Here is a 26,575-nt window from a genome sequence, read left to right as displayed (position 1 = left end):
GAGCCCCCGGCCGATCACCCGAAGGGCACCAGGTATCGACGCCGACACATGCCACCGCCGACGGATGCCTGGTGCCGAGCCACCGCAACCTGCCAGGGACGGCCTCGCCGCCGACGAGGGCCGGCGCGGCCTGTCGGAAGCCCGACACGGCGCAGCCGGCGGCGAAACGACGACGGCCCCGCTACCCGCTGCGGGGTACCGGGGCCGTCGTGGGTCGCGTCAGGCGCCGCGCAGGGTGGCGCCGAATCGCTCCGCCGCGACGGCGACCGCCGCGTCCCGCGCCGCGACCGCCTCCTCGACGGTCAGCGTCCGGTCCGGTGCCCGGAAGGTGAGCTTGTACGCCAGCGAGCGGCGGCCGGCGCCGAGCTGCGCGCCGGAGTACACGTCGAACAGCCGCACGTCCTCCAGCAGCTCACCGGCGCCCGCCTCCAGCGCCCGGCGCACCTGCTCCGCCGGCACCGACTCGTCCACCACCAGGGCCACGTCGATCAGCGCCGGCGGGAAGCCGGAGACCGTCGGCGCCGGCGTCACCGGGGTCGGCGGCAGCGTGTCGAGGTTCAGCTCCATCGCGCTGGTGCGGCGGGGCAGCTCCAACGCCGCGACCACCACCGGGTGCAGCTCGCCGGCGTGTCCGACGACCGAGCCGTCGACCCGCAGCTCGGCGCAGCGACCCGGGTGCCACGGGGCGTATTCGGCAGCGCGCACCTCGACCCGCTCGTCGGGGATCCCGGCGGCGGCCAGCACGTCACGGGCCGCCTCGATCGCGTCCGCCCAGCCGGCCGGTCGACCCGCACCCCACCAGCCGGCCGGGTCCAGGTCGCCGGAGAGCACCACCGCGACGTGCACCGGCTGCGCCGGCACCACCGCGTCGGCGGCTGCGAACTCCTCGTCGGTGGGGCGCCGGTCCACGCCCATCGCCGGCGGGCTGCCGGCGCCGAGGCGCGGGTGGAAGACCGCACCGATCTCGTAGAGGGCGAGGTCGCGGTGACCCCGGCCGAGGTTGCGCTTGAGGATGCCGAGCAGCGGGCCGAGCAGCGTGGTGCGCAGCAGCGGCTCCTCCTCGGACAGTGGGTTGGCCAGCCGCACCGCGGGCCGACGCGGGTCGTCGGCCGGCAGGCCGAGCTGGTCGGCCAGCTCCGGCGACACGAACGGGTGCGCGAGCACCTCCACGTACCCCCGCTCGGCCAGCGACCCGGCGACGGCCCGGCGGCGACGCTGCCGCGGGGTCAGACCGCGCCCCGGAGGCGCGGTCGGCAGCACCGACGGCACCCGGTCGTACCCGTCGAGGCGGACCACCTCCTCGACCAGGTCGGCCGGGTCGGTCAGGTCGGGCCGCCAAGTCGGCGGGGTCACGCTCAGCACCGTCCCGACGCCGCTGGCCACGCCGACCGCGCCCGGGTCCTCGGACAACCGGTCCGCGCCCTGGGCGACAGTGCAGCCGACCCGCTCCAGTAGGGCGACCACCCGCGCCGGCGGGTACTCGACGCCGACCCGGCGGGTCGGCAGGTCCGCCGGAAGACTGATCGGGGTACGCGGCCGGACGTGGTCGATGTCCAGGATCTCCGCACTCGGCGTGCCCCCGCCGTGCTCGGCGAGCAGCCGCACGGCACGCTCCAGCGCGACCAGCGCCACGGCCGGGTCCACGCCCCGCTCCCAGCGCTTCGCGGCCTCGCTGAACAGCTTGTGCCGGCGGGCGGTGCGCCCGACCATCGCCGGGTCCCAGTGCGCCGCCTCGAAGAGCACTGTGGTGGTGCCGGCGACGACCTCGCTGGTCTCGCCGCCCATCACCGCGGCGAGGGAGATCGGGCCAGTGTCGTCGCAGATCACCATGTCGTCGGCGGTGAGCACCCGGTTGACCCCGTCGAGGGTGGTCAGCTTCTCCCCCGCGTCGGCGCGACGGACCACCAGCGGCCCGGCGATCCGGTCGGCGTCGAAGGCGTGCATCGGCTGGCCCAGCTCCAACATCACGTAGTTGGTGATGTCGACAGGCAGCGAGATGCTGCGGATGCCGGCGGTGACGAGCCGCTGCTGCATCCAGGACGGTGTGGGCGCGGTCGGGTCGACCCCGCGGACCAGGCGGGCCGTGAACCGGTCGCAGCCGACCGTGTCGCGGACCTCCACCGGGTACGCCGGCGTCTCGGTGCCACCCGGGGCCGGCGCCAGGGCCGGGTCGCGCAGCGGCACGTCGAACGCGTGCGACAGCTCCCGGGCCAGGCCGCGCAGGCTCAGCGCGTACCCCCGGTCAGGGGTGATCTCCAGATCGAGGACGACGTCGTCGAGGCCGACCACCGGGCGCGCGTCGTCGCCCGGCTTGGCCGTCACGTCCGACCCCAGCACGATGATGCCGGAGTGGTCGTCGCCCAGGCCCAGTTCCTTGGCGGAGCAGATCATGCCCGCCGAGTTGTGCCCGTACGTCTTGCGGGCGCCGATGGCGAACCCGCCGGGCAGCACGCCGCCGGGCAGGATCACCACCACCCGGTCACCCGGGGCGAAGTTACGGGCACCGCAGACGATCTCCTGCGGCTCGCCGGTGCCGTTGGCGGCACCCACGTCGACCCGGCAGAACCGGATCGGCTTCTTGAAGCCGGTGAGCTCCTCGATCTCGCAGACCTCACCGACGACCAACTGGCCGGTGACGGTCTCGGCCAGGTCCACAGCGGACTCGACCTCGATGCCGAGGTCGACCAGGGCCTGCTCCAGGTCACCGGTGGGCAGGTCGGCGGGGAGGTCGACGTACTCCCGCAGCCAACTGACAGAAACTCGCATGACTTCAGACCACCGTTCCCGTGTCTCGTACCCGCATCGCCTATGCCCCGGTCCCGAGCGCGCGGCTGAACCGCACGTCGCCCTCGAAGAGATGGCGGATGTCGCTGACCCCGTGCCGGACCATCAGGGTCCGGTCGATGCCCATGCCGAAGGCGAATCCGGAGTAGACCTCCGGGTCGACGCCGCAGGCGCGCAGCACCCGGGGGTTGACCATGCCGCAGCCACCCCACTCGACCCACTGCGGGCCGTCACGGTGCTCCGGGAACCACACGTCGAACTCCGCCGACGGCTCGGTGAACGGGAAGTAGTGCGGCCGCCACCGGGTCTTCGCCTCCGGGCCGAACATCGCCCGGGCGAAGTGGTCCAGCGTGCCCCGCAGGTGGGCCATCGTGATGCCCTTGTCGACCACCAGGCCCTCGGCCTGGTGGAACACCGGGCTGTGGGTGGCGTCGATCTCGTCGGTGCGGTAGACGCGGCCCGGCACGATCACGTAGATCGGCGGCTTGCGGCTGAGCATCGTGCGGGTCTGCACCGTCGAGGTGTGCGTACGCAGCACCAGGCCGGAGCCCTCCGGTGCGATGTGGAAGGTGTCCATCAACCCGCGCGCCGGGTGGTCGGCGGGGATGTTCAACGCGTCGAAGTTGACCCACTCCAGGTCGACCTCGGGCCCCTCGGCCACCTCGTAGCCCATCCCGACGAAGAGGTCGCTGATCGACTCCATCAGGGTGCTCAATGGGTGCCGGGCGCCGCGCGGACGCCGGTCGTAGGGCAGGGTGACGTCCACCCGCTCCTCGACCAGCACCCGCTCGGCCTGCTCGCGCTCCACCACCTCGGCGCGCTCGGCGTACGCGGACTCGATCGCCCGGCGGGCCTCGTTGACCCGCTTGCCGGCGTCGGACTTCGCGGCCGGCGGCAGCGCGCCGATCTCCCGGCGCGCGAGGGAGACCGGTGACCGGTCACCCAGGTGCACCGAGCGCAGCGCGGTCAGCGCGTCCGGGTCGGCCGCGGCCTCGAACGCCTTCGTGGCGTCAGCGACGGCCTCGGCCAGGGCGGCGGGGTCGAGCAGGGCGACCTGCTTCGGGTCGTACGGATCGTTGCGGTAGCTCATGGCGTACGGGCACTCCCTCACGGCGGCGCCAGCCCTCACCGGGGCGGCTAGGCGAGTCTACGGACGCGCGGCTGTGCCGCAGCCCGCCGGTAGGAGTTGCGCAGGGAGCAGGTCAGGCCCGCCGCCCGCCGACACCGGCGGGCTGGCTAAACGAACGCCGTGTCGCGTTCATGGACGGACGCTCTCCCCTGCTGTCAGTGGCGCCGGAGGCAATCACCCTCAGCGCTGCGCTCTTGCTGAAGCGTACAGGCAGACCGCGGCGGCGGCAGCCAGGTTGAGGCTCTCCGCGCGCCCGTACAGCGGCACCCGCACCGTGGTGTCGGCGGCCGAGGTCAACTCCTCGGGCAGCCCGTGCGCCTCCGAGCCGAACAGCCAGGCGGTGGGCCCGACGAGCCGACCGTAGTCGGTCAGGTCGTCCAGGTCGCTGTCGCCGTACCCGGTGGTGGCGAAGATCGACAGCCCGGCGGCGCGCAGCCCGTCGACCACAGCGACCGGGTCGGCGGCGCGCACCACGTCGAGGTGGAAGAGGCTGCCGGCCGAGGCCCGCACACACTTGCCGTTGTACGGGTCGACGGCGTCTCCGGCGAAGATCACCGCACCCGCACCGGCCGCGTCGGCGGTGCGCAGCACCGTGCCGGCGTTGCCCGGGTCGCGGATCTCGGCGAGCACCGCCACCAGCCGGGGCGCACCCGCGAGGGCCTGCTCCAGTGAGACGTCCAGGTGCCGGCAGACGGCCACCAACCCCTGTGGGGCGACGGTCTCGGTCAGCGCCGCGAGGGCGTCGTCGGTCACCTCGGAGACCGGCACGTCGGCGCGGGCCGCCGTGGCGGCCAACTCCGGATACCGGTCGAGCGCGGTGGTCGTACCGAACAGTTCGGTGACCACCTCCGGCCGCGCGAGGGCCTCGCGGACCGCCTGCGGGCCCTCGGCCAGGAAACGGCCTGTGGCGTCGCGGTCCCGGCGGCGTTGCAGGCGGCGGGCGGCGACAACCCTGGGGGTACGCGGGGTGAAAGCCATGATGTGCGCTCCTCCGGCACGATTGAGGCGCCCCCCGGACGGCGGTGCCGACACGGGAGACGCCTCGCTCTGGTGCGTGGGGATCAGGCGGCCTGAGCCGCCGCGCCGCCGGTGCCCTCGGCCGTGACCGCGGCCCGGGCCAGCTCGACGATCGCCGCGAAAGAGGCGGCGTCGTTGACAGCCATGTCGGCCAGGATCTTGCGGTCGACCTCGATGCCGGCCAGACGCAGGCCCTGGATCAGACGGTTGTAGGTCATCCCGTTGGCCCGGGCGCCCGCGTTGATCCGCTGAATCCACAGCTGCCGGAAGTCGCCCTTGCGGTCGCGACGGTCCCGGTAGGCGTACTGCATCGAGTGCAGCACCTGCTCCTTGGCCTTGCGGTACAGGCGGGAGCGCTGACCGCGGTAACCACTCGCGGACTCCAGCAGGGTACGACGCTTCTTCTGGGCGTTTACAGCCCGCTTGACGCGTGCCATCTCAACTCCTAATTACGTAAAGGTGGCGCGCGTCAGCGGCCGAGCAGCTTCTTGATGCGCTTGACGTCGGCCTTGGCCAGCACGACCGTGCCGGTCAGCCGGCGGGTCTGGGTGGAGGGCTTCTTCTCCAGGTTGTGGCGGAGGCCGGCCTGCTGGGCAACGATCTTGCCCTTGCCGGTCACCTTGACCCGCTTACCCATCCCCGTGTGGCTCTTCATCTTCGGCATGTGGAACGTCTTCTCCCCTGTTACTCGCCGCTGGTGTCGGCGGCGAGGCCGGTGTCACCGGCTGCTGCGGTCTCGCTGACCGCCGCGGTCTCATCGGCTTCCGGAGTGGCGGACTCGTCCGCTGCCCGGTCCCGAGGTCCGCCGCGAGACGCCGTAGCGGCGACCGCGGAGGCCTTGACGGCCCGATGCGGGGCGAGAACCATGATCATGTTTCGACCGTCCTGCTTCGGAGCGGCCTCGACGTATCCCAGTTCCGTGATCTCGGATTCGAGCCGGCGCAGGAGCCGGTAACCCAGCTCCGGGCGGCTCTGCTCGCGACCGCGGAACATGATCGTCACCTTGACCTTGTCGCCCGCCTTGAGGAACCGCACCACGTGACCCTTCTTGGTCTCGTAGTCGTGCGGGTCGATCTTCGGCCGAAGCTTCATTTCCTTGATGACGGTCTGCTGCTGATTACGCCGCGCTTCGCGCGCCTTGAGTGCGCTCTCGTACTTGAACTTGCCGAAGTCCATGAGCTTGCACACCGGCGGGCGCGCCATCGGCGCAACCTCGACCAGGTCCAGATCGACGTCCGCGGCCAGCTGAAGAGCGCGCTCCAGCGGGACGATGCCCACCTGCTCACCCTCTGGGCCGACCAGTCGGACCTCACGTGCCCGGATCTGCTCGTTCACGCGTGGTTCGACGCTGATGGGGCCTCCTCGAGTCGTTTCTGCTCAGTCGCCGACCCCTGCGGCTCCCGGGAGGGAACCGACCCGAAAAGCAGAAGGCCCCGGCGCATGCCAGGGCCCGCTCGACCGGTCAGCACGATCACAAGGATCGCGCATCCGGCACCGGGACATGCCCGGAACCGGTGACCGGACCCGGCCACCGTAGCGGCGACTCGGGTGGGAGCAGGCGCTCCGCTTTCAAGGCTGTCTGCTCGCACGCGGAGACAGCCTGGTCGACTCGATAACACTACACCGGCGCCCCGGCGACCCCCAAACCGGGCACGACCTGCGGCCGCGCCGCGTCGCCGTCGCGCGTCAAGATCCGCGCACTTTCCTCTGAACTGCTGCCGCAGGGTGCGGCGGTTCGGCCGGGTCAGCGGCCGACGGCGCGCTCGGCGAGGCGGGCCTGGTGGGCCTCGTGCAGCCGGCGCAGCGCGCGGACCCCGTCGACGGCCAACTCCTTGTCGGCGGCCTGCAACGCGACCATCGGCAGCAGGTCGTCGTCGTGCAGCTCCAGGCTGGCCCACGGCGCGCCCCGGTCGAAGCGGACGCCCCGGACAACCTCCCAGGGCAGCTCGTAGGAGCTGATGACGTTACGGACCCGGATGCTCCGTGCGTCCGCCTCCACCCGGGGACGGGTGAACAGCAGGAAGCCCAGCGCCCCGAAGATGCCCAGGCCGATCATGGCGATCTGGTCGCCGCGCTGGAAGCTGCCGTAGCCATCGCCGGTCGGGCCGCTCAGCGACGTGGCGACCAGACCGAACACCACCACCAGGGCAGCCGCCGCCGACCAGCAGACCACGCGGATGCGGCGGGGCTTCAGGCGGACCAGTTCGGTTTCACTCACCCCATCAGTCTGCCATCCGCACCCGGTCATCGAACGCACCACCCGCCGAGCCACCACCCCGAGCCCACCAGCCACCAGCCACCTCAAGATCGCGCTCGATCCAGGATCCAGTGGCCTCCGTCGAGATCGAGACCACTACTTCAATGATCGAGCGCGATCTTGCCGGTCGGGGACGGGGCCGTCGGGAAATCCCGCGCGCGCCGAGGCCGCGACGATCAGAGGCGGCAGGCGTGGATGTTGGTGACGAGGATGGCGCGGGCGCCCAGTTCGTACAGCTCGTCCATGATGCGGTGCACGTCGTCGCGGAGCACCATCGCCTGCACCGCCACCCAGCCCTCCCGGTGCAGCGGCGACACGGTGGGCGACTCGATGCCCGGGGTGAGCCCGCTGGCCCGGTCCAGCAGACCGGCCGGCACGTCGTAGGCGAGCATCACGTAGCGGCGGGCCACCAGCACACCGTGCAGGCGACGCAGCAACTGCTCGGCCTGTGGTTGGGCGGGCGCGCCGGCGCGCCGGACCAGCACCGCCGACGAGCGCAGCAGCGGCTCACCGAAGACCACCAGGCCCGCCTGGCGCAGGGTCGCGCCGGTTTCCACCACGTCCGCGATCACGTCGGCGACGCCGAGGCGTACGGCGTTCTCCACCGCGCCGTCGAGGCGGATCACGTCGGCCTTGACGCCCACCTCGCCGAGGTGCCGTTCGACCAGCCCCGGGTACGCGGTGGCGATGCGGTGACCGCCCAACTCCTGCACGGAGGCGATGTCGTCGGGGCGGGCGGCGAAGCGGAACGTGGCCCGGCCGAAGGCGAGGTCGACAACCTCCTCGGCCGGCGCGGCCGAGTCGATCAGCAGGTCCCGGCCGGTGATCCCGAGGTCGAGGTCACCGGAGCCGACGTAGGTGGCGATGTCCTTCGGGCGCAGGTAGAAGAATTCGACGTCGTTCGCCTCGTCCCGGCAGACGAGGTCCTTGGGGTCGGTGCGCTGGCGGTAGCCCGCCTCGCGCAGCATCTGGGCGGCCGGTTCGGCCAGGGTGCCCTTGTTGGGAATGGCGACACGCAGCATGACGGAGTGCTCCTTGGGTCCGGTTGGTGATCAACAGGGGTGGGAGGCACTCACAGATGTCGGTAGACGTCCTTGAGCTCGAGACCGCTGGCGAGCATCAGCACCTGGACCTGGTAGAGCAGCTGGGAGATCTCCTCGGCGGTGCGCTCCGGCCCCTCGTGCTCGGCGGCCATCCACGACTCGGCCGCCTCCTCGACGACCTTCTTGCCGATGAAGTGCACGCCCTTGTCCAGCGCGGCGACGGTGCCCGAGCCCGGGGTGCCGGCGGCGGCCTTGGCCTGCAGCTCGGCGAACAACTCCTCGAACGTCTTCACGGGGAACGATTCTTCCAGCCACCCGGGTGACGCCCCCCGTCCGGGTCCGTCGGAATCCAGCAAGCGGACAATTCCCTACCAACATGGTGGGACAATTGTCGATCGATGCCCATGGAGCTCTACGCTGTCCGCCATGGCCAGCCGCTCACGTCTCCTCGCGCTCATCTTCGCCGGTGCCGTCGTCGTAGCCACCGCCGGATGCGCGCCACAGGACGAGAAACCCACCCCCAATGTCACCGCCGCGCCGTCCTGCGCCAAGGACAGCCTGCCCACGCGTACGCCGGGCAAGCTGACCATCGCCACCGACCAGCCCGCGTACGAGCCCTGGTTCGCCAAGGACAAGCCGGACAGCGGCGAGGGCTTCGAATCCGCCGTCGCGTACGCGGTGGCCGAGAAGCTCGGCTACGCCCGCGGCGACGTCACCTGGACCCGGGTCAAGTTCGACACCGCCATCGCGCCGGGGCCGAAGGACTTCGACTTCGACATCAACCAGTTCTCCATCACCGACGAGCGCAAGCAGGCGGTGGACTTCTCGGCGCCGTACTACCTGGTGCGGCAGACCGTCATCGCGTTGAAGTCCTCGAAGATCGCCGGCCGGAAGTCGCTGGCCGAGCTGAAGGACGCTCGGCTCGGCGCGCAGGTCGGGACCACCAGCTACCAGGCGATCACCGACGTGATCAAGCCGACGGCCAAGCCGCAGGTCTACAACAGCAACGACGACGCCAAGAAAGCCCTCCAGAACGGGCAGCTGGACGGTCTCGTGGTGGATCTTCCGACCGCCTTCTACATCACCGGCGCGGAGATCACCGACGCGACGATCGTCGGGCAGGTGCCGCAGGTCGGTACGCCCGAGGCGTTCGGGTTGCTGCTGGACAAGAACTCCCCACTGACCTCCTGCGTGAGCGCGGCGGTCGGTCAACTCACCACGGCGGGCACGCTGAAGGAGCTGGAACAGAAGTGGCTCGCGCAGGTGGCGGGGGCGGCCGAGCTGCGGTGACGCTTCTGGATCATGTGCCCTCGGAGGCGCAGCTGCGGCGGTCGGCGTACCGGCGTCAGCAGACCGTCTACAGCGTGCTCGTCGCGGCGTCCTCGACGGCGGCGCTCGGCACGCTGCTGGTGATCGCGGTGACCGGGGCGCCGGGCTGGGACCGGGTCCGGCGGTCGTTCCTGGATCCGGAGATCGCCCGCGACGCGCTGCCCACGGTGCTGAGCGGGCTCTGGCTCAACGTACGGCTGCTGGTCTGCTGTGCGGTCGGCGCGCTGCTGCTCGGGCTGGTGATCGCCGTGCTGCGGACGCTGCGCGGGCCGGTCTTCTTCCCGGTCCGCGCGCTGGCCGCCGGCTACACCTACACCTTCCGCGGCCTACCACTGATCATCGTGCTGTACCTGCTCACCCTCGGCGTGCCCGGGCTGCGGTTGCAGGGCATGCCGCCGGTGCTGGTGCTGGGTGGGATCGCGTTGGTCCTCACCTACGGCGGCTACCTCGCCGAGGTGTTCCGGGCCGGCATCGAGTCGGTGCACTCCAGCCAACTCGCCGCGGCCCGCTCGTTGGGCCTGACCTACCGGCAGACGATGCGGCACGTGGTCCTGCCGCAGGCCGTCCGCCGGGTGGCGCCACCCCTGCTCAACGACGTGGTGGCGTTGCAGAAGGACGTCGGGCTGGTCTCGCTGGCCGGGCCGATCGACGCGGTCCGCGCCGCGCAGATCGCCACCGCTCAGACCTTCAACTACACGCCGTACGTCGTGGCGGGGGTGCTCTTCGTGCTGCTCGCGATCCCGCTGATCGCGGTCACCGACTGGGTGACGCTGCGCGCGGCCCGCCGACAGTCGGGAGGCTGACCCATGGCGTTGCTGCGCTGTCGGGGCCTGCGCAAGGAGTTCGGCGGGCACGCCGTGCTCGACCAGCTCGACCTGACCGTCGCCGAACATCAGGTGGTGGCGCTGATCGGCGCGTCCGGGTCCGGCAAGTCGACACTGCTGCGCTGCGTCAACCTGCTGGAGGAGTTGGACGACGGCACCATCGAGTTGGACGGGGAGGACATCTCCGATCCCCGGGTGGACCCGGACCGGGTCCGGCGGCGGATCGGCATGGTGTTCCAGGCGTACAACCTCTTTCCGCACCTGAGCGTGTTGGACAACATCACCCTCGCGCCGCGCCGCGTACATCGGCGGGGCCGGGCGGAGGCCGAGGCGCAGGCCCGGGAGCTGCTCGACCGGGTGGGGCTCGGCGCCAAGGCGGACGCCTACCCGGACCGGCTCTCCGGCGGGCAGCAGCAGCGGGTGGCGATCGTCCGGGCGCTGGCCAACTCACCTCGACTGATGCTGCTCGACGAGGTCACCTCCGCGCTCGATCCGGAGCTGGTCGGCGAGGTGCTGGCGATGATCCGCGACCTGAAGGCCGACGGCATGACCATGGTGCTGGCCACCCACGAGATGGGCTTCGCCCGGGAGGTCGCCGACGAGGTGTGCTTCCTCGACGCCGGGCGGGTCATCGAGAGCGGCCCGCCCGAGCAGGTGCTCGGCGAGCCGACCCAGCCCCGTACCCGGCAGTTCCTGCGCCGGATCATCGAGGCGGGCCGTCTCTGAAGGCCCGCCTTCAGAGACGGCAGAGGCCTCAGCCGCCGAAGCCGACCCGCTGGGCGTTGCCCGCCGCCACGGTCCGCACGGCCAGCGCCGCGTCGAGTGCCGCCACGGTGGCGGCCCAGCCCTTGTCCTCCGCCGAGCCGGGCAGACCGGCGCGGTCGCGGGCCTGCTCGATGGTCTCCACTGTCAACACGCCGTGCGCCACCGGCTTGCCCTCGTCCAGCGCCACCCGGGTCAGCCCGTCGGTGACCGAACGGCAGACGTAGTCGAAGTGGGCGGTGGACCCGCGGACCACCACGCCGAGGGCGACCACCACGTCGCAGCGGCGGGCGAGGGCCTGCGCGACCACCGGCAGTTCGACCGAGCCGGCGACCCGGGCGACCACGGAACGCGCGCCGCACGCCTCGGCGGCGGCCACCGCACGCTCCAGCATGTGATCGGTCAGCTCGCCGTGCCAGCGGGCGGCAACGACCCCGACGGTCAGCCCCGCGGCGTCGACCGCCTCGACTCCCGGCTCACCGAAACCCGCCATCGTCATGCTCCGATCTCGTCGTTGGCGACCGGACGCCCCAGCGGCGCCTCGGACACCTCGTCCAACTCGTCCAGCAGGTGACCCATCCGGTCCCGCTTGGTGCGCAGGTAGCGCATGTTCTCCGGGTGCGCCCCGACCGGCAGCCCCTCGCGGCCGGTGATGGTCAACCCGTACCCCTCCAGCCCGGCCCGCTTGGCCGGGTTGTTGGTCAGCAGCCGCATCGACCGCACGCCCAGGTCGTAGAGGATCTGCGCGCCGGTGCCGTAGTCGCGGGCGTCGGCCGGCAGGCCCAGGTCGAGGTTGGCGTCGACGGTGTCGCGGCCCAGGTCCTGCAACTGGTACGCCTGCAGCTTGTGCAGCAACCCGATGCCGCGCCCCTCGTGCCCACGGACGTAGAGCACCACGCCCCGGCCCTCCTGCCCGACCCGAGCCAGTGCGGCGTCCAGCTGCGGCCCACAGTCGCAGCGCAGCGAGCCGAACACGTCCCCGGTCAGGCACTCGGAGTGCACCCGGACCAGCACGTCCTGGCCGTCACCGATGTCACCCAGCACCATCGCGACGTGCTCGGCCGGGTCGTGCTCGGCGCGGTAGCCGAGCGCCCGGAACACCCCGTGCTTCGTCGGCATCCGGGCGTCGGCGACCAGCTCGACCTGCTTCTCGGTACGCCGCCGGTAGGCGATCAGGTCGGCGATGGTGACCAGCGTGAGGCCGTGCTCGGCGGAGAACTTCTCCAGGTCCGGCAGGCGCATCATGGTGCCGTCGTCATTGACCAGCTCGCAGAGCACACCCGCCGGACGCAGCCCGGCCAGCCGGGTCAGGTCGATGCCCGCCTCGGTGTGCCCCGGTCGGCGCAGCACCCCGCCCTCGCGAGCGCGCAGCGGCACCACGTGCCCGGGGCGGGCCAGGTCGGTCGGATCGGTCGCCGCGCCGGCGAGCAGTCGGCTGGTGTGCGCGCGGTCGGCCGCCGAGATGCCGGTGCTGACCCCCTCGCGGGCGTCCACTGTCACCGTGTACGCGGTGCCGCGCCGGTCCTGGTTGGTGTGGTGCATCGGCGGCAGGTCGAGCCGGTCGGCTTCGCTCTCGGTCAGCGCCACGCAGACGTAGCCGGAGGTGTAGCGGACCATGAACGCCATCAGCTCCGGCGTGGCCAACTCGGCCGCGAAGATCAGGTCGCCCTCGTTCTCCCGGTCCGCGTCGTCGACCACGACGACCGGCCGGCCGGCCGCGATGTCCGCGATCGCCTGCTCGATATCCCCAAAGCTGGTCATGCGACAGCCTCCGTGTAGATGGGCGTACGGACGGTCGCCGGTCGGGCGGCGCGGGAGGTGCGCCACCAGGCGGCGAAGCCCCAGACGCAGAGGGCGCCGTAGATCAGGTACATGACGGCCGACGGGTAGAACCCGCCGCGCAGCAGCAGCGGCACACCGACCGCGTCCACAGCGATCCAGAGCAGCCAGAACTCCACCCAGCCGCGGGCCATGCCGTACGTGGCCAGCAGGCTGCCGGTGAGGATCCAGGCGTCGGGCAGCGGGCCCCAGGAGCCGAGGGCCTTGAGCAGCGGGTACGCCGCGGCGGTGCCGATCACGGCGGCCACCAGCAGCATCAGTCGCTCCCGTCCGGTGGCCCAGCGCGGCACGACAGCGGCCTGCCCGGCGTCGGCGCGACGGTTGCGCTGCCAGCGCCACCAGCCGTAGACGCTGACCGCGAAGAAGAACACCTGCCGGCCGGCCTGCCCGTACAGGTCGTGCTCCTGCGGGGTGGCGAACACCCCGCCGAGGAAGACGGTGAGGAGCAACGCGTTACCGATCATGCCGACCGGCCACGCCCAGACCAGCCGGCGCAACCCGAGCAGCGCCGAGACCAGCCCGAACGCGTTGCCGACGATCTCCCTGGCCAGCACCGGCGAGCCGGCGACGTGCACCTGGGCGTCGAGCAGCCAGCTGAGCGGGCCCATCAGGCCACCCCGCCCGGCTGCGCGGTCGCCCCGCTGGCGTCGGTGAGCCGGTCGCCGAGCAGCCGCTCCACGTACTTGGCCAGCACGTCGACCTCCAGGTTGACCGGGTCGCCGACGCCCTTCGCGCCGAGCGTGGTCAGCTTGAGCGTGGTCGGGATCAGCCCGACGGCGAACTCGTCCGCGCCGACAGCGGCCACTGTCAACGAGACACCGTCGATGGTGATCGAGCCCTTCTCCACCACGTACCGGGACAGGGCGGCGGGCAGGCGGAACCGGACGGTCTCCCACTGCTCGGCCGGCTCCCGGGAGATCAGTTCACCGACGCCGTCGACGTGGCCCTGCACCAGGTGCCCGCCGAGCCGGCTACCGAGCGCGGCGGCCCGCTCCAGGTTGACCGGGTCGCCGGGACGCAGCGCGCCCAGCGCGGAGCGGCGCAGCGTCTCCCCCATCACGTCGGCGGTGAAGACACCGTCGGCCACCTCCACGACGGTCAGGCAGACACCGTTGACGGCGATCGAGTCGCCGTGTCGGGCGTCGGACGTGACCAGCGGGCCACGTACGCCCAGCAGCGCCGAATCGCCTGCCGTCGGCGCCACCTGGACGATCTCGCCCAATTCCTCGATAATGCCGGTGAACATCTCAGCCCTCCCTTTTGCGGGGCAAAGCGGTGATCCGGAGATCCGGACCGATCTGCGTAACGTCGACGAACTCCAGATCGATGGCCTCGGCGATGGTGGTCACTCCCGCGTCGACCAGAGCGGTCGGGCCGGCGCCGAGCAACCGCGGCGCGACGTACCCGACGATCTTGTCGACCAGGCCGGCCTCCAGGAACGCGCCGGCCAGCCGGGGGCCGCCCTCCAGCAGCACCGCGCGGATCCCGCGCTGGTGCAGCGCCGCGAGCAGCGCCGACAGGTCGACCCGGCCGTCCGGGTCGGCGCCGACCTCGTCGGCGGTTGCGATCCACGTCCGTGCGGCGCCGTCGCGAACCCGGGCGTCAGCCGGGGTACGCCCCGAGCTGTCCACCACCACCCGCAGCGGCTGCCGGATGGCCAGGCTGCCGTCGCGCAGGTTGCGGGCGGTCAACCGGGGGTCGTCTGCGAGCACGGTGCCCACCCCGGCGATGACCGCGTCGACAGTGCCGCGCAGCGCGTGCACGTCGATCCGGGCCGCCTCCGAGGTGATCCACATGCTGGTGCCGTCCGCCGCGGCGGAGCGCCCGTCGAGCGTGGCGGCGTACTTCCAGATCACGTACGGCCAGCCCCGGCGCATCGAGGTCAACCACGCGACGTTGCCGGCCTCGGCCTCCTCACCGCGTACCCCCAGGTCGACCCGGACCCCGGCGGCGCGCAAGGTGGCGGCGCCCCCGGAGGCGACCGGGTTCGGGTCGGGCACGGCGATGACCACCCGGCCCACCCCGGCCTGGACGAGCGCGGAACTACAGGGGCCGGTGCGGCCGGTGTGGTCACAGGGTTCCAGAGTGACGACAGCGGTGCCGCCCTTGGCCCGCCGCCCGGCCTGCGCCAGGGCGACGATCTCGGCGTGCGGCCCCCCGGCGTACGCGTGGAAGCCCTCGCCCACGACCTCGCCGTCGGGGTCGAGGAGCACGCACCCGACCACGGGGTTGGGGCTGGTGGTGCCGAGCCCGCGCGCTGCCAACTCGATCGCACGCCGCATCGCCTCATCAACGGAGACGCTGGCCATCGCCCTGCCCCTGCCCTCTCACTCGCCGGTCCGCGCGCGGGCGGTCAGGGAGGCGGTGGCCATGGGGCCACGGGCAGGCGGTGGCGGATTCCGGGAACGGCACAGCCGCCCCGGGAGGGTCGGCACGGCACGCTGAAGCCAGCGGCCGGCTCGGACCCGTCCGTCCCGCGCGCTGTCTCCCATCCGGACTGTCTGGGAGCGGACGAACCGCCCCCAACCGTCGGCCCCGGATTTTCACCAGGTCCACCGGACGGCAGAGCCGTCCGGGTCGCGGGCTGACCACGGTTGGACCGTGGATCACCGCCGGTTCGGAATTTCACCGAGTCCCGCCAGCGCGTGGTGGGTACACGGGAAGTCTTACACGCCGATCCGGCTCCGCCGCCACCTAGGCGAGCTACTTCACAGCGGTATCACGCTCAGGTGACGCCGCGACGCCGGTCCACCGCCACGTACGAGCCCGGTTGACTCTTGGCCACCGTCTTCATCTCCGAGGCCACCGCGATCGCTTCGAGCGGGTCGGTGAACCGCTTGCCGGCGTCGGAGAGGGACACCCCGATGGAGAGCGTGACCAGGGCCGCCCGCCGGATGTTGCCGCGTCGATCCTTCAACTCGACAAAGCCGCGCTCCCGGTCAGTCTGGTCGTAGAGCGTGTCGGCGGCGTTCTCGAAGTCGACGACCGCCCGGGACGTCAGTGGGCGCACCTGGTCCGGGGCACAGACGATGACGAAGTCGTCGCCGCCGACGTGGCCGAGGAAGGCCGGTGGCAGCCCGACGCCCACCACCGCCCGGTGCAGGCTGCGGGCGAGCGCGGAGATGAAGTCGTCGCCGCGCACGAAGCCGTACCGGTCGTTGACGCTCTTGAACCGGTCGATGTCGACGTAGCCGACGGCGTAGTCCACGCCGTTTCGGACCCGATCGCTGATCTCCCGGCGGATCCGGCTGTTACCGGGCAGCCCGGTCAGCGGGGAGACCTCCCGGAACTCCTTGTTGCGGCGCAGCGTGGACGAGACCCGGGCCACCAGCTCGGCGGTGTCGAACGGCTTGACCAGGTAGTCGTCCGCGCCGGCGCTGAGCCCGTGCACCTTGTCGACGGTCATCCCCTTGGCGGTCAGCATGATCACCGGAAGGGCGGACGTCATCGGGTCGGCGCGCAACCGGCGGGTCAGCTCCAGCCCGTCGATCCGGGGCATCATGAGGTCGACCACCGCCAGGTCCGGCCGCTGGCGCTCGATGATCTCCAGTGCCTCCTGGCCGTCGCTGGCGTGGACCACCTCGAAGCCGTGCAGCCGCAGGTTGAACTCGACGAACCGGGCGATGTCCTCGTCGTCGTCCACGACGAGAATGATGTCCTTACGGTCGGCCTCGGGCTCCACCTCAGGCCCCGGGCGCCGCGCGTTCCGCCAGTGCCCGCAGGTGCCGAACCGCCTCCGCCGGGTCGGAGGCCCCGTACACGGCGGTGCCGGCCACGAACGCGTCGGCGCCGGCCGCGGCCGCCTGCTCGATGGTGTCGGCGGCGATCCCGCCGTCCACCTCGATGCGCAGCTCCAGGTGCCCGGCCGACACGTGCCGCCGGGCCGTCCGCACCTTCTCCAGCAGCTGCGGAATGAACCGCTGCCCACCGAAGCCCGCCTTGATCGTCATGATCAGCAGGGTGTCGAAGCTGGGCAGCAGGTCCAGATAGGGCTCGATCGGGGTGTCCCGGTCGATGGCCAGGCCCGCCTTCGCACCGGCCGAACGCAGGTCCTTGGCCAGCGCCACCGGGTCGTCGGACGCCTCGGCGTGGAAGGTGACGTTGTACGCCCCGGCATCGGCGTACCCGGGGGCCCACCGGCGCGGGTCCTCGATCATCAGGTGCACGTCGAAGGGCATCGCAGTGACAGCCCGCAGGCTCTGCACCACGGGCAGCCCAATGGTCAGGTTCGGCACGAAGTGGTTGTCCATCACGTCGACGTGCAACCAGTCCGCGGCGTCCTCGACGGCACGGACCTCTTCGGCGAGGCGGGCGAAATCGGCGGCCAGGATGCTCGGCGCGACGATCGGCGGCGGTACGGTCACGGGGCCAGTGTACGAACGTGGCCACCCGCCACCCGCATCGCGGCACCTCTGGGGACGCGCTGTGATTCAGCAGTGACCATTGGTGCAGAATTGGACGCTCCGGACCCCTGAATCCGGACGAACAGACATCAGCCACTGGCCGATCGACGGAAACGCGACGACACTCCAACCGGGACGGTGCCGTAGGCTGCACGCCCGCCGGGGTCTCGCCGCGGGGCGCGGCGACCGGCCGCCAGCTCCCGGGAGGGCGGACGATGCGACGGTGGCTTCCAGCGCTGGTGCTGGCCAGCGTCACGACGATGCTGCTGGCCGGCTGCACGCCGGCGCGGGGCGCGGACGGTGATCTCACCGACGACTGGCCGACGCTGCGGGTTCCCAAGCCGTTCACCCCCGCCACCGACACCTGCCTGCCACGGATCGCCACGGTCGTGCAGGCCAGCACGTACGAGACGGTGGACTGCGCGCGCAACCACCTGGCCGAGACCATCCACGTCGGCACCTTTGTCGGGCCCGACGCGCTGACCGAGGCCCGACCGGCACCCGGATCGTCGGCGCTGCGCACGGCTCGCGCCGAGTGCGACCAGCGGGCCCGGGAGGTGCTCGGCGGCGACTGGCACACGGCCCGGCTCGCGCTGTCCCTCGCGTTGCCGTCCGCGCCCGCCTGGGCCGGCGGCGCCCGCTGGTTCCGCTGCGACATCAGCGAGACCGGCAGCATCGACAACACCCGCGCGGTGAACCGCACCGGCAGTCTGCGCGGCGCGTTGATCGGCGACACGCCCCTGACGCACCGCTGCTTCGACCCCAAACTGATCGGCGACAACCTCAACTACATGGCGCCGGTGCTCTGCACCGAGCCGCACCGCGCCGAGTTCGTGGGCGTCTACGAGGAGCGGGACATGAGCTGGGCGGAGTTCGCCAAGTCCGCCGAGCAGGCGCACCGGCGCTGCATGGCGCTGATCGCCAAGTTCGCGGCGGTACCCAACAACAGCGAGCTGCCGTACCGGGCCGGGTCCATCTACTACCCACCGTCGCAGCGGGAGTGGGAGGAGGGCGACCGTGGAGTGCGCTGCTTCCTGTGGAGCGACGACCGCAAACTCACCCGCTCGATGCGCGGCGCCGGTCCCGAGGGACTGCCCGCGATCTGAGCATCGTTGCCGTATGCTGCTGCGCCGTGGCGCTATCGACCGGCTGGGGCCGGTCGGGGGCCAGCAGCGGCGGGAGGTCGGGATGCGACGGTGGCTGGCGGCGTTCGCCGGAGGTGGGGCGCTGGCCCTGGCACTGGCCGGGTGCGGCGCACCCGCCGGAATCGACAGTGACCTCATCGACGACTGGCCGGCGCCCGTCGCGGCGCAGCAGTTCGTCCCCGCCGCCGACGTCTGCCACCAGAGCTCCCAGCAGGTCGGCTTCCTGACCGGCTACAACCCGACGGCGTGCACCGAGGCGCACCGGGTGGAGACCATGCACGTCGGCACCCTCACCGGCCCGGGCGCCGGCGGCGGCACGCCCCCGCAGCCCGGCTCGGCCGGCATGCGGGCCGCGCAGACCGGGTGCGACACGGCGGTCAACAAGGCGGTGGGGGCCGACTGGCGTTCCGGGCGGCTCGGCCTGACCGTCGTGCTGCCCTCGCCGCAAGCCTGGTCGGGCGGAGCCCGCTGGTACCGCTGCGACGTCACCGAGATCGCCAGCATCGACGACACAGCAGTCGACCTACGCACCGGCAGCCTCCGGGGCACGCTGTCCGGAGCGGCTCCGCTGGCCTACCGCTGCTTCAACCCGAAGATGGTCAAGGACGACATCGACGAGATGGTCCCGGTCTCCTGCACCGCCAAGCACCACGCCGAGTTCGTCGGCGTCTGGCAGGCGCCGGACACCAGCTACGCCGAGTTCACCCGCAGCACCAAGCGGACCCACCGGGCCTGCCAGACGATGATCGCCAAGTACGCCAAGGTCCCGGACAACTCCCAGCTCGACTTCCGCGCCGGCACGATCTACTACCAGCCGTACGAGGAGGAGTGGCGCAACGGGAACCGGGGCGTGCAGTGCTTCCTCTGGATCTCCGACCGGAACCTGACCCGCTCGATGAAGAACGCCGGCACCAAGGGCCTCCCGGTCACCTAGGGAGTGTCGGTCGCCCAGAGCGTGAGCGCACGGCGTCCGGCCGGTCTGCTGACCGGCCGGACGCGTGGAACGGATCAGCCTCGGCGCAGGACGGCGAGGAACATCGCGTCGGTGCCGTGGCGGTGTGGCCAGAGCTGCACTGTCGGCCCGTCACCGAGACCGGGCATGCCGGCCGGCAGCAGCGGGCGGGCGTCCACGAAGTCCACCGCAACCCCGCTACGGCGGGCCGCCTCGGTCACCGTCACGTGCGTCTCGACGGTGTGCGGCGAACAGGTGACATAGGCGACCAGGCCACCCGGGCGGACCGCCCGCAGCGCCGCGCCGAGCAGTTCCCGTTGCAGCCGGGTCAGCGGCGGCAGGTCGGACGGTTGGCGACGCCAGCGCGACTCCGGCCGACGACGCAGCGACCCCAGCCCGGTACACGGTGCGTCGACCAGCACCCGGTCGAAGTGTTGCTCCGGCAGTTTCGGGTCGCCGCCGACCTCACGGCCGTCCATGGTCAGCACGGTCACCGGCAGGTCCCGGGTCGCCAGGGAGACCAGCCGGGCGCGGTGCTCGGCCACCTCCACCGCGGTCACCCGGGCACCCCGCTGCGCGGCCAGCGCGCCGAGCAACCCGGCCTTGCCACCCGGGCCGGCGCACAGGTCCAGCCAACGCCCGTCCGGGCCGTCCAGCGGCGCGTCGGCGAGCGCGGTGGCCACCAACTGGGAGCCCTCGTCCTGGACGTGGGCCCGGCCGTCGACGACCGCAGGGATGTCGCCCGGCGACCCGCCGGGGAGATAGACGGCGTACGGCGAGAAGGCACCGGGCGCACCGCCGACCTGGTCGGCCAGCTCGACCGGGTCGATCAGGCCGGGCCGGGCGCACAGGTGCACCGGAGGGCGCTCATTGTCCTCGATAAGGAGGCGCTCCGTCTCACCCAGATCGCCGCCGAGCGCCTCAGAGAAGGCCCGCACGATCCACTGCGGGTGGCTGTACGCCAACGCGAGGTGCCCGACCGGGTCCGTCTCCATCGGTGGGGCGAGCTTCGCCACCCAGGCGTCCGCGTCACGGCTGGACACCTCGCGCAGCACCGCGTTGGCGAAGCCGGTAGCGCCCGGTGCGACCGAACGGACCAGGTCCACAGTCGACGAGACCGCGGCGTGCGCCGGCACCCGGGTGTGCAGCAGTTGGTACGCCCCGAGCCGCAGCGCGTCGCGTACCGGCGGGTCGATCCGGGCCACGTCCCGGCCGGCCGCGTCGGTCAGGATCGCGTCCAACGTGCCCAGGTGGCGCAGGGTGCCGTAGGTCAGCTCGGTGGCGAAGGCCGCGTCCCGACCGAACAGCCCCTCCTCCCGCAGGATGATGGGCAGCACCAGGTTGGCGAACGCGTCGTCCCGGTGCACCGCCGCCACCGCCTCGTACGCGGCGCGGCGCGGTCGGTCCAGCGGTGGTCGGACCGGGCGGCGATCCCCGCCACGGCCGGTCGACGGGCCGGAGCGCGTCGGTCGGGTTCCCTCCGGTGCCGTCACGCGAAGTCCTCTCCTGTGCCGACCCGGACGCCGCGCGCCCAGTCGGTCGCGTCCATCGCCCGCTTGCCCGCGGCGCGGACCTCGCCGAGACGTACCGGCACGGTCGCCGTGCCGGCCAGCACCCGGGACTTCTCCACCAGCAACTCCCCCGGCTTCAGCTCGGGGCCGTCGGGCACCGGGACGACCGGGCCGAGCTTGACCCGCTCGTCGCGGAACGTGGTCCAGCCGCCCGGCGCGGGCGTGCAGGCCCGGATCCGCCGGTCCACGGCGAAGGCCGGGTCGCCCCAGCGCACCCGCGCGTCGTCCACTGTCAGTTTCGGCGCCAGCGACACTCCGTCGGCCGGCTGGGGCTCGGCGCGGGCGGTGCCGTCGGCGATCGCGTCGAGCACCGCCACCAGCAGCCCGGCGCCGGAATCGGCGAGCCGCCCCAGCAGGTCGCCGGAGGTGTCGGTGGGGCGGATCTCGTCGGTCAGCGTGCCGTACACCGGGCCGGTGTCCAGACCCTCTTCCAGTTGGAAGACGCTGGCCCCGGTCAGCTCGTCGCCGTGCAGCACGGCGTGCTGCACGGGCGCGGCGCCACGCCATGCGGGCAGCAGGGAGAAGTGCAGGTTGATCCAGCCGTGCCGGGGGATCTCCAGGGCCGCCGGCGGCACCAGCGCGCCGTAGGCGACCACCGGCACGCAGTCCGGCTCCAGCTCGCGTAGCCGGTCGAGGAACTCCGGCTCGCGGGGGCGGGCGGGCGTGAGCACCTCGACGCCGTGCTCGTCTGCCCACGCCCCGACCGGCGACCGGGACAGGCCCCGTCCGCGGCCTGCGGGCGCGTCGGGCCGGGTGACCACGGCCACCAGCTCGTGTCGGGAGGCGGCGACGGCGGCCAGGGCGGGAACGGCGACGGCCGGCGTACCGGCGAAGATCACGCGCATCCGGGTCAGCGCCCCAGACCGAAGGGGTCGCTGATGTGCGGGCTGAGCTTGACAGTGGGCGGGGCCGACGCGTCGTACCAGTCGGCCTGGCGGATCGCCTTCATGGCTTCCTTGCGCCCCTCCGCGTCAAGCCGGTCCAGGAAGAGCACCCCGTCGAGGTGGTCGGTCTCGTGCTGCACGCAGCGCGCCATCAGGCCGGTGCCGACGATCTGCATCGGGTCGCCGAACGAGCTGAAGCCCTTGGCGACGACGTTCTGCCGACGCTTGGTGTCGAAGTAGAGCCCGGGGATCGACAGGCAGCCCTCCGGGCCGTCCTGCTCCTCCTCGTCGGGGAACTCCAGCACCGGGTTGATCAGGTGCCCGAGGACGTCGTCGACGTCGAAGGTGAACACCCGCAGGCTCACACCGAGCTGCGGCGCGGCCAGGCCGGCGCCGTTCTGCTCACGCATCGTGTCGGTGAGGTCGGCGACGAGCCGACGTAGCTCGGCGTCGAAGTCGACCACCGGATCGGCCGGCGTGCGCAGCACCGGATCCCCAAACAGACGGATGGGCTGGACGGTCACGCGGGACGGCTCCTTCTTCGGGTGGACGAGCGGTGCCGTACCAGTCTACGGAGTGCCCGGCCGGGCGTCGGGCGGCGCACCTCGCTCAACCACCGCCGGTGTGCCCAGCGTCACGGCGGGCTCCCCGGCCAACAGCTCCCGCACCCGCTCGGCGTCCGGGTGGCCGAGATCGTCGAGGATGCCCAGGGCCCGCCGCCAGGTACGCGCGGCGCCGGCCGCGTCCCCCACCGCCTGCCGGCTCTCGCCGAGCCGGGACAGGGTGTCCGCCTCGTCGTAGCGGTCGCTGACCCGCCGGTACAGCCCGATGGCCCGCTGGAAACAGCGGATCGCCGCCCGGTGGTCAGCGAGGCGGGCGTGGATGAAGCCGAGGCTGTCCCAGGTGTTCGCCTCGCCGTGCCGGTCGCCTGTCGTCCGCAGCAGCGCCAACGCCTCCCGGCAGTGCCCGAGCGCCGGCTCGTACCGGCCGAGCTGTGCGTACGCCCACCCCACCGCGTTGCGGGCGCTGGCCTCCCCGGCGACGTGCCCGGCGGCCCGGTACAGCGCCAGGGCCCGCTCGCTCTGCTCCAGGGACTCGGCGTGCCGGCCGAGCCCGTCGAGCATCGCGCCGAACGCCCGGTGGGTGCGCGCCTGCCCGGTGTGGTCAGCCAACTCCGCGAAGATCACCAGGGCCTGCCGGTAGTTCCTCGCCGCCTCGTTCACCCGACCCAGCCGGGACAGCACCCGGGCGAGGTCGCGGTGGGCGTTCGCCTGCCCGGGTCGGTCGCCGGCCCGCTGCGCCCCGGCCAGGGCGTTGCGCTGGGCCACGGCCAGGTCCGGCCACCGCCCCCGGCGTTGCAGGAAGTCCACCAGTGTCCAGGCCAGCTGCCACGCATGGCCGTCGAACCCGGCCCGCCTCGCGTGGGCGACCGCCGCCAGCAGCACCGGATACTCGACGCTGAACCAGGCGAGCGCCTGACCGAGGTCGGTGATCTCCTCGGGCAGCACACCTGGCGCGGCGGTGGTGAGGGTGACCGGGTCCCGACCCGGTTGCAGCAGCAGCGCCGCAGCGTGGGCGGTGTGCAGGTAGTGGTCCAGCCCACGCCGGATCGCGGCCCGCCGGGCCTGCTCCGGTTCGAGACGTTCGACCTGCTCGGCCGCGTACGCCCGGAGCAGGTCGTGCGCGCCGAACCGGCCGGGGGCGTGCTCGGTGACGAGGTGCGCGTGGGCCAGCTCGGCCAGCAGTCGGGGCACCTGGGCCCGGGGCAGCCCGGCCAGACTGGCCGCCGCGGCGAACCCGATGTCCGGTCCGGGATGGCAGCCGAAGAGCCGGAACAGGCGGGCCGCCGCCGGGCTCAGGCTCCGGTACGACCAGGAGAAGACGGCCTGCACGTCGGTGCCGGCGTCCCCTCCGTCGAACGAGTCGAGTGGTCGCGGCGCCGCCCACAGTTCGGCCGCGAGGGTGGCCAGCGGGAACGTCGGCTTCTCCGCACCTCTCGCGGCGAGCACGGCCAGCGCCAGCGGCAGTCGCGCACACCGCTCGATGATCTCGTCCACCGCCTGCGGCTCGGCCGCCAACCGGTCCGTGCCGAGCCGCCGGGCCAACAGTTGCCAGGCCTCGGCGGTGCTGAGCAGGTCGACGCCGATCGGCCGGGCACCTTCGGCGGCGATCAGCCCGGCGAGCCGGTTGCGGCTGGTTACCAGGACCAGGCAGTTCGGGCTGCCGACCAGCAGGGGGCGGATCTGGTCGGCGTCGCGGGCGTTGTCCAGCAGCACCAGCATCCGGCGGCCGGCGAGCAGGCTGCGGTAGAGGCCCACCTGCGCGGGCAGGTGGGTGGGGATGCGTTCGGGCGGTACCTCGAGGGCCTCCAGGAAACCTCGGACCGCCTCGACGGCCGTCACCACCGTTCCGGTGGCGTCGAACCCGCGCAGGTCGACGTAGAGCTGGCCGTCCGGGAAGCGATCGGCGACCCGGTGCGCGAAGGTGACCGCCAGGGTCGTCTTGCCGACCCCGGCCGTACCGGACAGGGTCATGACGGTGACCGACGCCATGCCGTCGTTCTCGGGCGCCACGGCGCGAGCGCATTCGGCATCGAGCTGGGCGAGTTGGGTCGCACGCCCGACGAACCCGGGCAGCGCCGGGGGCAGTTGGCGGGGTATCGGGAACCGGGGGGACGTGGTGCCGGCGCGCGGGCCGACGACCCTGGCCCGCGCGACCGCCCGTCCGGTGGTCGCGTGTTCCCGGTTCGGGCGTCGGCGTCGCTCCTCGACCCGGTCCCGCGCGGTGGCCAGCACCCCCTGCTCGGCGGGGGTGGCCCCGAGCAGCCGGATGAGAGCGTCGAACCGCTCTGGCGGCGGCAGGATGTTGCCGGCGAAGTACTCCCCGATGATCCCGCGTGACCAGCCGGTCTTCGCGGCCAACTGCCGGTACGTCAGCAGGGTCTCGCCCTGCTGCCGGGCCTCGCGGCGGCGCAACTGGCGCAGCAACCCGGCCAACTCGGGCAGTGTCTGCGCCTCGGCGCCGGCGCGGGCCAGCTCGGCTGACCCATGTGACGTCTGATGAGTGCCGGACGGTATCCACTGCTCGGACATGCGACCCCCACCCCGGTCATCCGGCCCCCCGGATGCGCACGGGCAGGGTAATTCCGGCCCCACGCCATTCGATAGACGCCTGCCAATGTATGACAGTTCCACTGCGGACCGTTTCACCGTCCAGCGGTGTCCAGCGGTGTCCAGTCCCGTCCAGGATCCGCCCCGTGGCGTCGATGCCCCTGCCACCGTCCTGGTGCGGGCTCGGCCCGCTCCACGCTCCCTGGGGGAAGAGGTACCCGATGATCCGTCCACACCCGACCACCCGGCGTCCCGTGGCGATGCTGCGTCGCGTCGCCGTCGCCGCGATCGGTCTCACGCTGCTCGCCGCGGGCGTGACCGCCACCCCGGCCACCGCCGCACCGGGCGGCAAGGCCGCCACCACCGGATCCTTCGTCGACAGCACACCGGTCCCCGGCGGCTTCGCCTCCTGGTCGGAGCTGCTCCGGTTGCAGCAGCGCATGAACACCGCCGCCGCCCGGATCACGAACGCGGCACAGCGCAGCGCGAACTCCGGCTTCGCCGGTATCGTCGCCGATCCCACCAGCCGCCAGCTCCAGGTCTACTGGAAGGGTGAGCCGCCCGCCAACCTGGTGGCCACCGCCCGGGCCACCGTCGCCACCCAGGTGCTGCCCGCCGCGTACTCACAGCGGGAACTCATGGTCGCCGCGGAGCGGCTGCGGGCCGCAGCCGGCAACAAGATCACCACGGTCGGGCCGCGCGCCGACGGCGCCGGCCTGCTCGTCGGCACCCAGGACGGGCTGCTCGGTGCGACGGCTCTCGCCGGCGTACCGGTGACAGTGCAGACCGGGGTCGCCGCCGCGCCCGCCACCCGGTGGGACGACACGGCGCCGTGGTGGGGTGGCGCCGCGTGGCGCAACACCGCCACCGGCGGTGGTTGCTCGACCGGCTTCGGGGTCTTCCAGGGCGGGGTGGCGCGGATGCTCTCCGCCGCGCACTGCGCCAACCTCAACGTTCTCGCGACCGACCCGACCGGGCAGACGATCGGCATCGTCGGCACCCGCAACACCGGCACGGACACCCTGCTCCTCGCGGGCAGCTCGGGCGGCCGGGTCTTCAACAACAGCACCAACGCGGCCGGCGGAGTGGTCAGCGAGTTCAGCAATCAGGTGATCGGCGCGTCGGCCAGCCAGGTCGGCAACTTCGTGTGCACCTCGGGCGCGTACTCCGGCACCCGGTGCTCGATCCAGGTGAAGGCCCGCAACCTCTGCATCAACGTCCGCGACTTCGGCACTGTCTGCGGTCAGGTGCAGGCCGAGAACACCACGCGTACCAACGCCGTCGGTCAGGGTGACAGCGGCGGCCCCGTGGAGATCGTGAACGCGGCGAACACCCTCCAGGTCTGGGCGACCGGCACCAACACCGCCATCGACGACACCAACACCTCGGTGCCCTGCACCGGCTACGTGACCACTAACCGGGTCTGCGCCTGGCGGATGTACTACGAGGACATCTTCTCCGGCATGGCCGGAGTGGGCGCCTCAGGCGTCATCCTCGGCTGAGCCGTCTCGGCGACCGCCGTACGA

The 26,575-nt window shown here is 72.4% G+C and carries 26 protein-coding genes and 1 riboswitch; of the genes, 6 read left to right on the top strand and 20 right to left on the bottom strand.

All coding sequences use genetic code 11. The annotated features are described in order from the left end of the window. Nucleotides 1-219: 219 nt before the first annotated feature. The 9 genes from pheT to FB453_RS30190 form a co-directional block, all read right to left on the bottom strand. Nucleotides 220-2,766 (bottom strand): phenylalanine--tRNA ligase subunit beta, encoded by a 2,547-nt coding sequence (pheT, locus tag FB453_RS30230; RefSeq protein ID WP_145795627.1) that lies wholly within the window; start codon nt 2,764-2,766, stop codon nt 220-222. 40 nt (nt 2,767-2,806) lie between these two features. After that, nucleotides 2,807-3,874 carry a phenylalanine--tRNA ligase subunit alpha gene (gene pheS, locus FB453_RS30225; protein WP_030335722.1) on the bottom strand — a complete coding sequence of 356 codons (1,068 nt, stop codon included), beginning with the start codon at nt 3,872-3,874 and terminating at the stop codon, nt 2,807-2,809. A gap of 219 nt (nt 3,875-4,093) precedes the next feature. Then, nucleotides 4,094-4,891 carry a TrmH family RNA methyltransferase gene (locus FB453_RS30220; RefSeq protein WP_145795625.1) on the bottom strand — a complete coding sequence of 266 codons (798 nt, stop codon included), beginning with the start codon at nt 4,889-4,891 and terminating at the stop codon, nt 4,094-4,096. Nucleotides 4,892-4,974: 83 nt separating this feature from the next. Next, nucleotides 4,975-5,367 carry a 50S ribosomal protein L20 gene (gene rplT, locus FB453_RS30215; protein ID WP_030488429.1) on the bottom strand — a complete coding sequence of 131 codons (393 nt, stop codon included), beginning with the start codon at nt 5,365-5,367 and terminating at the stop codon, nt 4,975-4,977. 32 nt (nt 5,368-5,399) lie between these two features. Next, nucleotides 5,400-5,594 carry a 50S ribosomal protein L35 gene (gene rpmI / locus FB453_RS30210; RefSeq protein WP_007458415.1) on the bottom strand — a complete coding sequence of 65 codons (195 nt, stop codon included), beginning with the start codon at nt 5,592-5,594 and terminating at the stop codon, nt 5,400-5,402. A gap of 20 nt (nt 5,595-5,614) precedes the next feature. Continuing rightward, nucleotides 5,615-6,265 carry a translation initiation factor IF-3 gene (gene infC, locus FB453_RS30205; RefSeq protein ID WP_091401946.1) on the bottom strand — a complete coding sequence of 217 codons (651 nt, stop codon included), beginning with the start codon at nt 6,263-6,265 and terminating at the stop codon, nt 5,615-5,617. Between the two features lie 409 nt (nt 6,266-6,674). Next, nucleotides 6,675-7,148, bottom strand: a complete 474-nt coding sequence (locus tag FB453_RS30200; RefSeq protein WP_181549307.1) for a PH domain-containing protein — start codon at nt 7,146-7,148, stop codon at nt 6,675-6,677. Between the two features lie 215 nt (nt 7,149-7,363). Further along, a complete protein-coding gene (gene hisG, locus FB453_RS30195) occupies nt 7,364-8,209 on the bottom strand; it encodes an ATP phosphoribosyltransferase (RefSeq protein WP_030488425.1) in 846 nt (281 codons plus the stop codon). A gap of 50 nt (nt 8,210-8,259) precedes the next feature. Then, nucleotides 8,260-8,523, bottom strand: coding sequence for a phosphoribosyl-ATP diphosphatase (locus tag FB453_RS30190; RefSeq protein ID WP_030335709.1), 264 nt, complete (start codon nt 8,521-8,523; stop codon nt 8,260-8,262). A gap of 133 nt (nt 8,524-8,656) precedes the next feature. Between FB453_RS30190 and FB453_RS30185 the strand changes: the two genes are divergently transcribed. Genes FB453_RS30185 through FB453_RS30175 form a run of 3 tightly spaced genes read left to right on the top strand, consistent with a single transcriptional unit; the run spans nt 8,657 to nt 11,109 of the window. After that, entirely contained in the window at nt 8,657-9,520 is an 864-nt protein-coding gene (locus FB453_RS30185) for an ABC transporter substrate-binding protein (protein WP_145795623.1), read from the top strand. Continuing rightward, nucleotides 9,517-10,362 carry an amino acid ABC transporter permease gene (locus tag FB453_RS30180; protein ID WP_112584602.1) on the top strand — a complete coding sequence of 282 codons (846 nt, stop codon included), beginning with the start codon at nt 9,517-9,519 and terminating at the stop codon, nt 10,360-10,362. Before FB453_RS30185 ends, FB453_RS30180 begins: the two co-directional genes overlap by 4 nt. Before the next feature lie 3 nt (nt 10,363-10,365). After that, nucleotides 10,366-11,109, top strand: a complete 744-nt coding sequence (locus tag FB453_RS30175; RefSeq protein WP_145795621.1) for an amino acid ABC transporter ATP-binding protein — start codon at nt 10,366-10,368, stop codon at nt 11,107-11,109. Nucleotides 11,110-11,137: 28 nt separating this feature from the next. Here the strand turns inward: FB453_RS30175 and ribH are convergent, their stop codons facing one another. The 7 genes from ribH to rpe form a co-directional block, all read right to left on the bottom strand. Next, complete coding sequence (gene ribH / locus FB453_RS30170) at nt 11,138-11,638, bottom strand: 6,7-dimethyl-8-ribityllumazine synthase (RefSeq protein WP_091401939.1); 501 nt, start codon at nt 11,636-11,638, stop codon at nt 11,138-11,140. Between the two features lie 2 nt (nt 11,639-11,640). After that, the gene (locus tag FB453_RS30165) at nt 11,641-12,906 is read right to left on the bottom strand and encodes a bifunctional 3,4-dihydroxy-2-butanone-4-phosphate synthase/GTP cyclohydrolase II (RefSeq protein WP_112584600.1); all 1,266 of its coding nucleotides are present in this window, start codon (nt 12,904-12,906) and stop codon (nt 11,641-11,643) included. Continuing rightward, nucleotides 12,903-13,592, bottom strand: a complete 690-nt coding sequence (pnuC, locus tag FB453_RS30160; RefSeq protein ID WP_112584599.1) for a nicotinamide riboside transporter PnuC — start codon at nt 13,590-13,592, stop codon at nt 12,903-12,905. Before pnuC ends, FB453_RS30165 begins: the two co-directional genes overlap by 4 nt. Further along, nucleotides 13,592-14,230, bottom strand: a complete 639-nt coding sequence (locus tag FB453_RS30155; protein ID WP_145795619.1) for a riboflavin synthase — start codon at nt 14,228-14,230, stop codon at nt 13,592-13,594. The genes pnuC and FB453_RS30155 overlap by 1 nt, the downstream gene beginning before the upstream one ends. Nucleotide 14,231: 1 nt before the next feature. Further along, nucleotides 14,232-15,293: a bifunctional diaminohydroxyphosphoribosylaminopyrimidine deaminase/5-amino-6-(5-phosphoribosylamino)uracil reductase RibD gene (gene ribD / locus FB453_RS30150; RefSeq protein ID WP_145795617.1), complete on the bottom strand. Its 1,062-nt coding sequence runs from the start codon at nt 15,291-15,293 to the stop codon at nt 14,232-14,234. Nucleotides 15,294-15,460: 167 nt separating this feature from the next. After that, nucleotides 15,461-15,631, bottom strand: a riboswitch (FMN riboswitch). A 78-nt stretch (nt 15,632-15,709) separates the two neighbouring features. Further along, entirely contained in the window at nt 15,710-16,666 is a 957-nt protein-coding gene (locus tag FB453_RS30145) for a response regulator (RefSeq protein WP_112584596.1), read from the bottom strand. A 1-nt stretch (nt 16,667) separates the two neighbouring features. After that, nucleotides 16,668-17,348 (bottom strand): ribulose-phosphate 3-epimerase, encoded by a 681-nt coding sequence (rpe, locus tag FB453_RS30140; RefSeq protein WP_112584595.1) that lies wholly within the window; start codon nt 17,346-17,348, stop codon nt 16,668-16,670. A gap of 254 nt (nt 17,349-17,602) precedes the next feature. Here rpe and FB453_RS30135 point away from each other — a divergent pair, with 254 nt between their 5' ends. Together FB453_RS30135 and FB453_RS30130 are read left to right on the top strand one after the other, a co-directional pair. Further along, the gene (locus tag FB453_RS30135; RefSeq protein WP_145795614.1) at nt 17,603-18,493 is read left to right on the top strand and encodes a septum formation family protein; all 891 of its coding nucleotides are present in this window, start codon (nt 17,603-17,605) and stop codon (nt 18,491-18,493) included. Nucleotides 18,494-18,575: 82 nt separating this feature from the next. Continuing rightward, the gene (locus tag FB453_RS30130; protein WP_145795692.1) at nt 18,576-19,466 is read left to right on the top strand and encodes a septum formation family protein; all 891 of its coding nucleotides are present in this window, start codon (nt 18,576-18,578) and stop codon (nt 19,464-19,466) included. Nucleotides 19,467-19,540: 74 nt separating this feature from the next. Here the strand turns inward: FB453_RS30130 and FB453_RS30125 are convergent, their stop codons facing one another. From FB453_RS30125 to FB453_RS30110, 4 genes are read right to left on the bottom strand one after another with little or no spacing between them, the layout of a single operon-like run. Further along, nucleotides 19,541-21,019, bottom strand: coding sequence for an RsmB/NOP family class I SAM-dependent RNA methyltransferase (locus FB453_RS30125; RefSeq protein WP_112584593.1), 1,479 nt, complete (start codon nt 21,017-21,019; stop codon nt 19,541-19,543). Beyond that, nucleotides 20,974-21,900 (bottom strand): methionyl-tRNA formyltransferase, encoded by a 927-nt coding sequence (gene fmt / locus FB453_RS30120; RefSeq protein ID WP_145795612.1) that lies wholly within the window; start codon nt 21,898-21,900, stop codon nt 20,974-20,976. Before fmt ends, FB453_RS30125 begins: the two co-directional genes overlap by 46 nt. A gap of 5 nt (nt 21,901-21,905) precedes the next feature. Further along, complete coding sequence (gene def, locus FB453_RS30115) at nt 21,906-22,463, bottom strand: peptide deformylase (protein ID WP_145795610.1); 558 nt, start codon at nt 22,461-22,463, stop codon at nt 21,906-21,908. Between the two features lie 45 nt (nt 22,464-22,508). Next, on the bottom strand, nt 22,509-25,031 hold the full coding sequence (locus FB453_RS30110; protein WP_145795607.1) for a helix-turn-helix domain-containing protein: 2,523 nt from the start codon (nt 25,029-25,031) through the stop codon (nt 22,509-22,511). A 239-nt stretch (nt 25,032-25,270) separates the two neighbouring features. Between FB453_RS30110 and FB453_RS30105 the strand changes: the two genes are divergently transcribed. Continuing rightward, a complete protein-coding gene (locus FB453_RS30105) occupies nt 25,271-26,551 on the top strand; it encodes a S1 family serine peptidase (RefSeq protein ID WP_145795605.1) in 1,281 nt (426 codons plus the stop codon). Nucleotides 26,552-26,575: the final 24 nt, after the last annotated feature.

Source organism: Micromonospora sp. CNZ322 (assembly GCF_007827755.1).
Note: the sequence above shows the minus strand (reverse complement) of the source record. Positions and strands in the feature narration are given on the sequence as shown.

Bases quoted from the DNA above. Each gene is read 5' to 3' on its own strand.
- pheT (WP_145795627.1), bottom strand. From the start codon at position 2,766: ATGCGAGTTTCTGTCAGTTGGCTGCGGGAGTACGTCGACCTCCCCGCC.
- pheS (WP_030335722.1), bottom strand. From the start codon at position 3,874: ATGAGCTACCGCAACGATCCGTACGACCCGAAGCAGGTCGCCCTGCTC.
- FB453_RS30220 (WP_145795625.1), bottom strand. From the start codon at position 4,891: ATGGCTTTCACCCCGCGTACCCCCAGGGTTGTCGCCGCCCGCCGCCTG.
- rplT (WP_030488429.1), bottom strand. From the start codon at position 5,367: ATGGCACGCGTCAAGCGGGCTGTAAACGCCCAGAAGAAGCGTCGTACC.
- rpmI (WP_007458415.1), bottom strand. From the start codon at position 5,594: ATGCCGAAGATGAAGAGCCACACGGGGATGGGTAAGCGGGTCAAGGTG.
- hisG (WP_030488425.1), bottom strand. From the start codon at position 8,209: ATGCTGCGTGTCGCCATTCCCAACAAGGGCACCCTGGCCGAACCGGCC.
- FB453_RS30185 (WP_145795623.1), top strand. From the start codon at position 8,657: ATGGCCAGCCGCTCACGTCTCCTCGCGCTCATCTTCGCCGGTGCCGTC.
- FB453_RS30175 (WP_145795621.1), top strand. From the start codon at position 10,366: ATGGCGTTGCTGCGCTGTCGGGGCCTGCGCAAGGAGTTCGGCGGGCAC.
- ribH (WP_091401939.1), bottom strand. From the start codon at position 11,638: ATGGCGGGTTTCGGTGAGCCGGGAGTCGAGGCGGTCGACGCCGCGGGG.
- FB453_RS30165 (WP_112584600.1), bottom strand. From the start codon at position 12,906: ATGACCAGCTTTGGGGATATCGAGCAGGCGATCGCGGACATCGCGGCC.
- pnuC (WP_112584599.1), bottom strand. From the start codon at position 13,592: ATGGGCCCGCTCAGCTGGCTGCTCGACGCCCAGGTGCACGTCGCCGGC.
- FB453_RS30155 (WP_145795619.1), bottom strand. From the start codon at position 14,230: ATGTTCACCGGCATTATCGAGGAATTGGGCGAGATCGTCCAGGTGGCG.
- ribD (WP_145795617.1), bottom strand. From the start codon at position 15,293: ATGGCCAGCGTCTCCGTTGATGAGGCGATGCGGCGTGCGATCGAGTTG.
- FB453_RS30135 (WP_145795614.1), top strand. From the start codon at position 17,603: ATGCGACGGTGGCTTCCAGCGCTGGTGCTGGCCAGCGTCACGACGATG.
- FB453_RS30130 (WP_145795692.1), top strand. From the start codon at position 18,576: ATGCGACGGTGGCTGGCGGCGTTCGCCGGAGGTGGGGCGCTGGCCCTG.
- fmt (WP_145795612.1), bottom strand. From the start codon at position 21,900: ATGCGCGTGATCTTCGCCGGTACGCCGGCCGTCGCCGTTCCCGCCCTG.
- FB453_RS30110 (WP_145795607.1), bottom strand. From the start codon at position 25,031: ATGTCCGAGCAGTGGATACCGTCCGGCACTCATCAGACGTCACATGGG.
- FB453_RS30105 (WP_145795605.1), top strand. From the start codon at position 25,271: ATGATCCGTCCACACCCGACCACCCGGCGTCCCGTGGCGATGCTGCGT.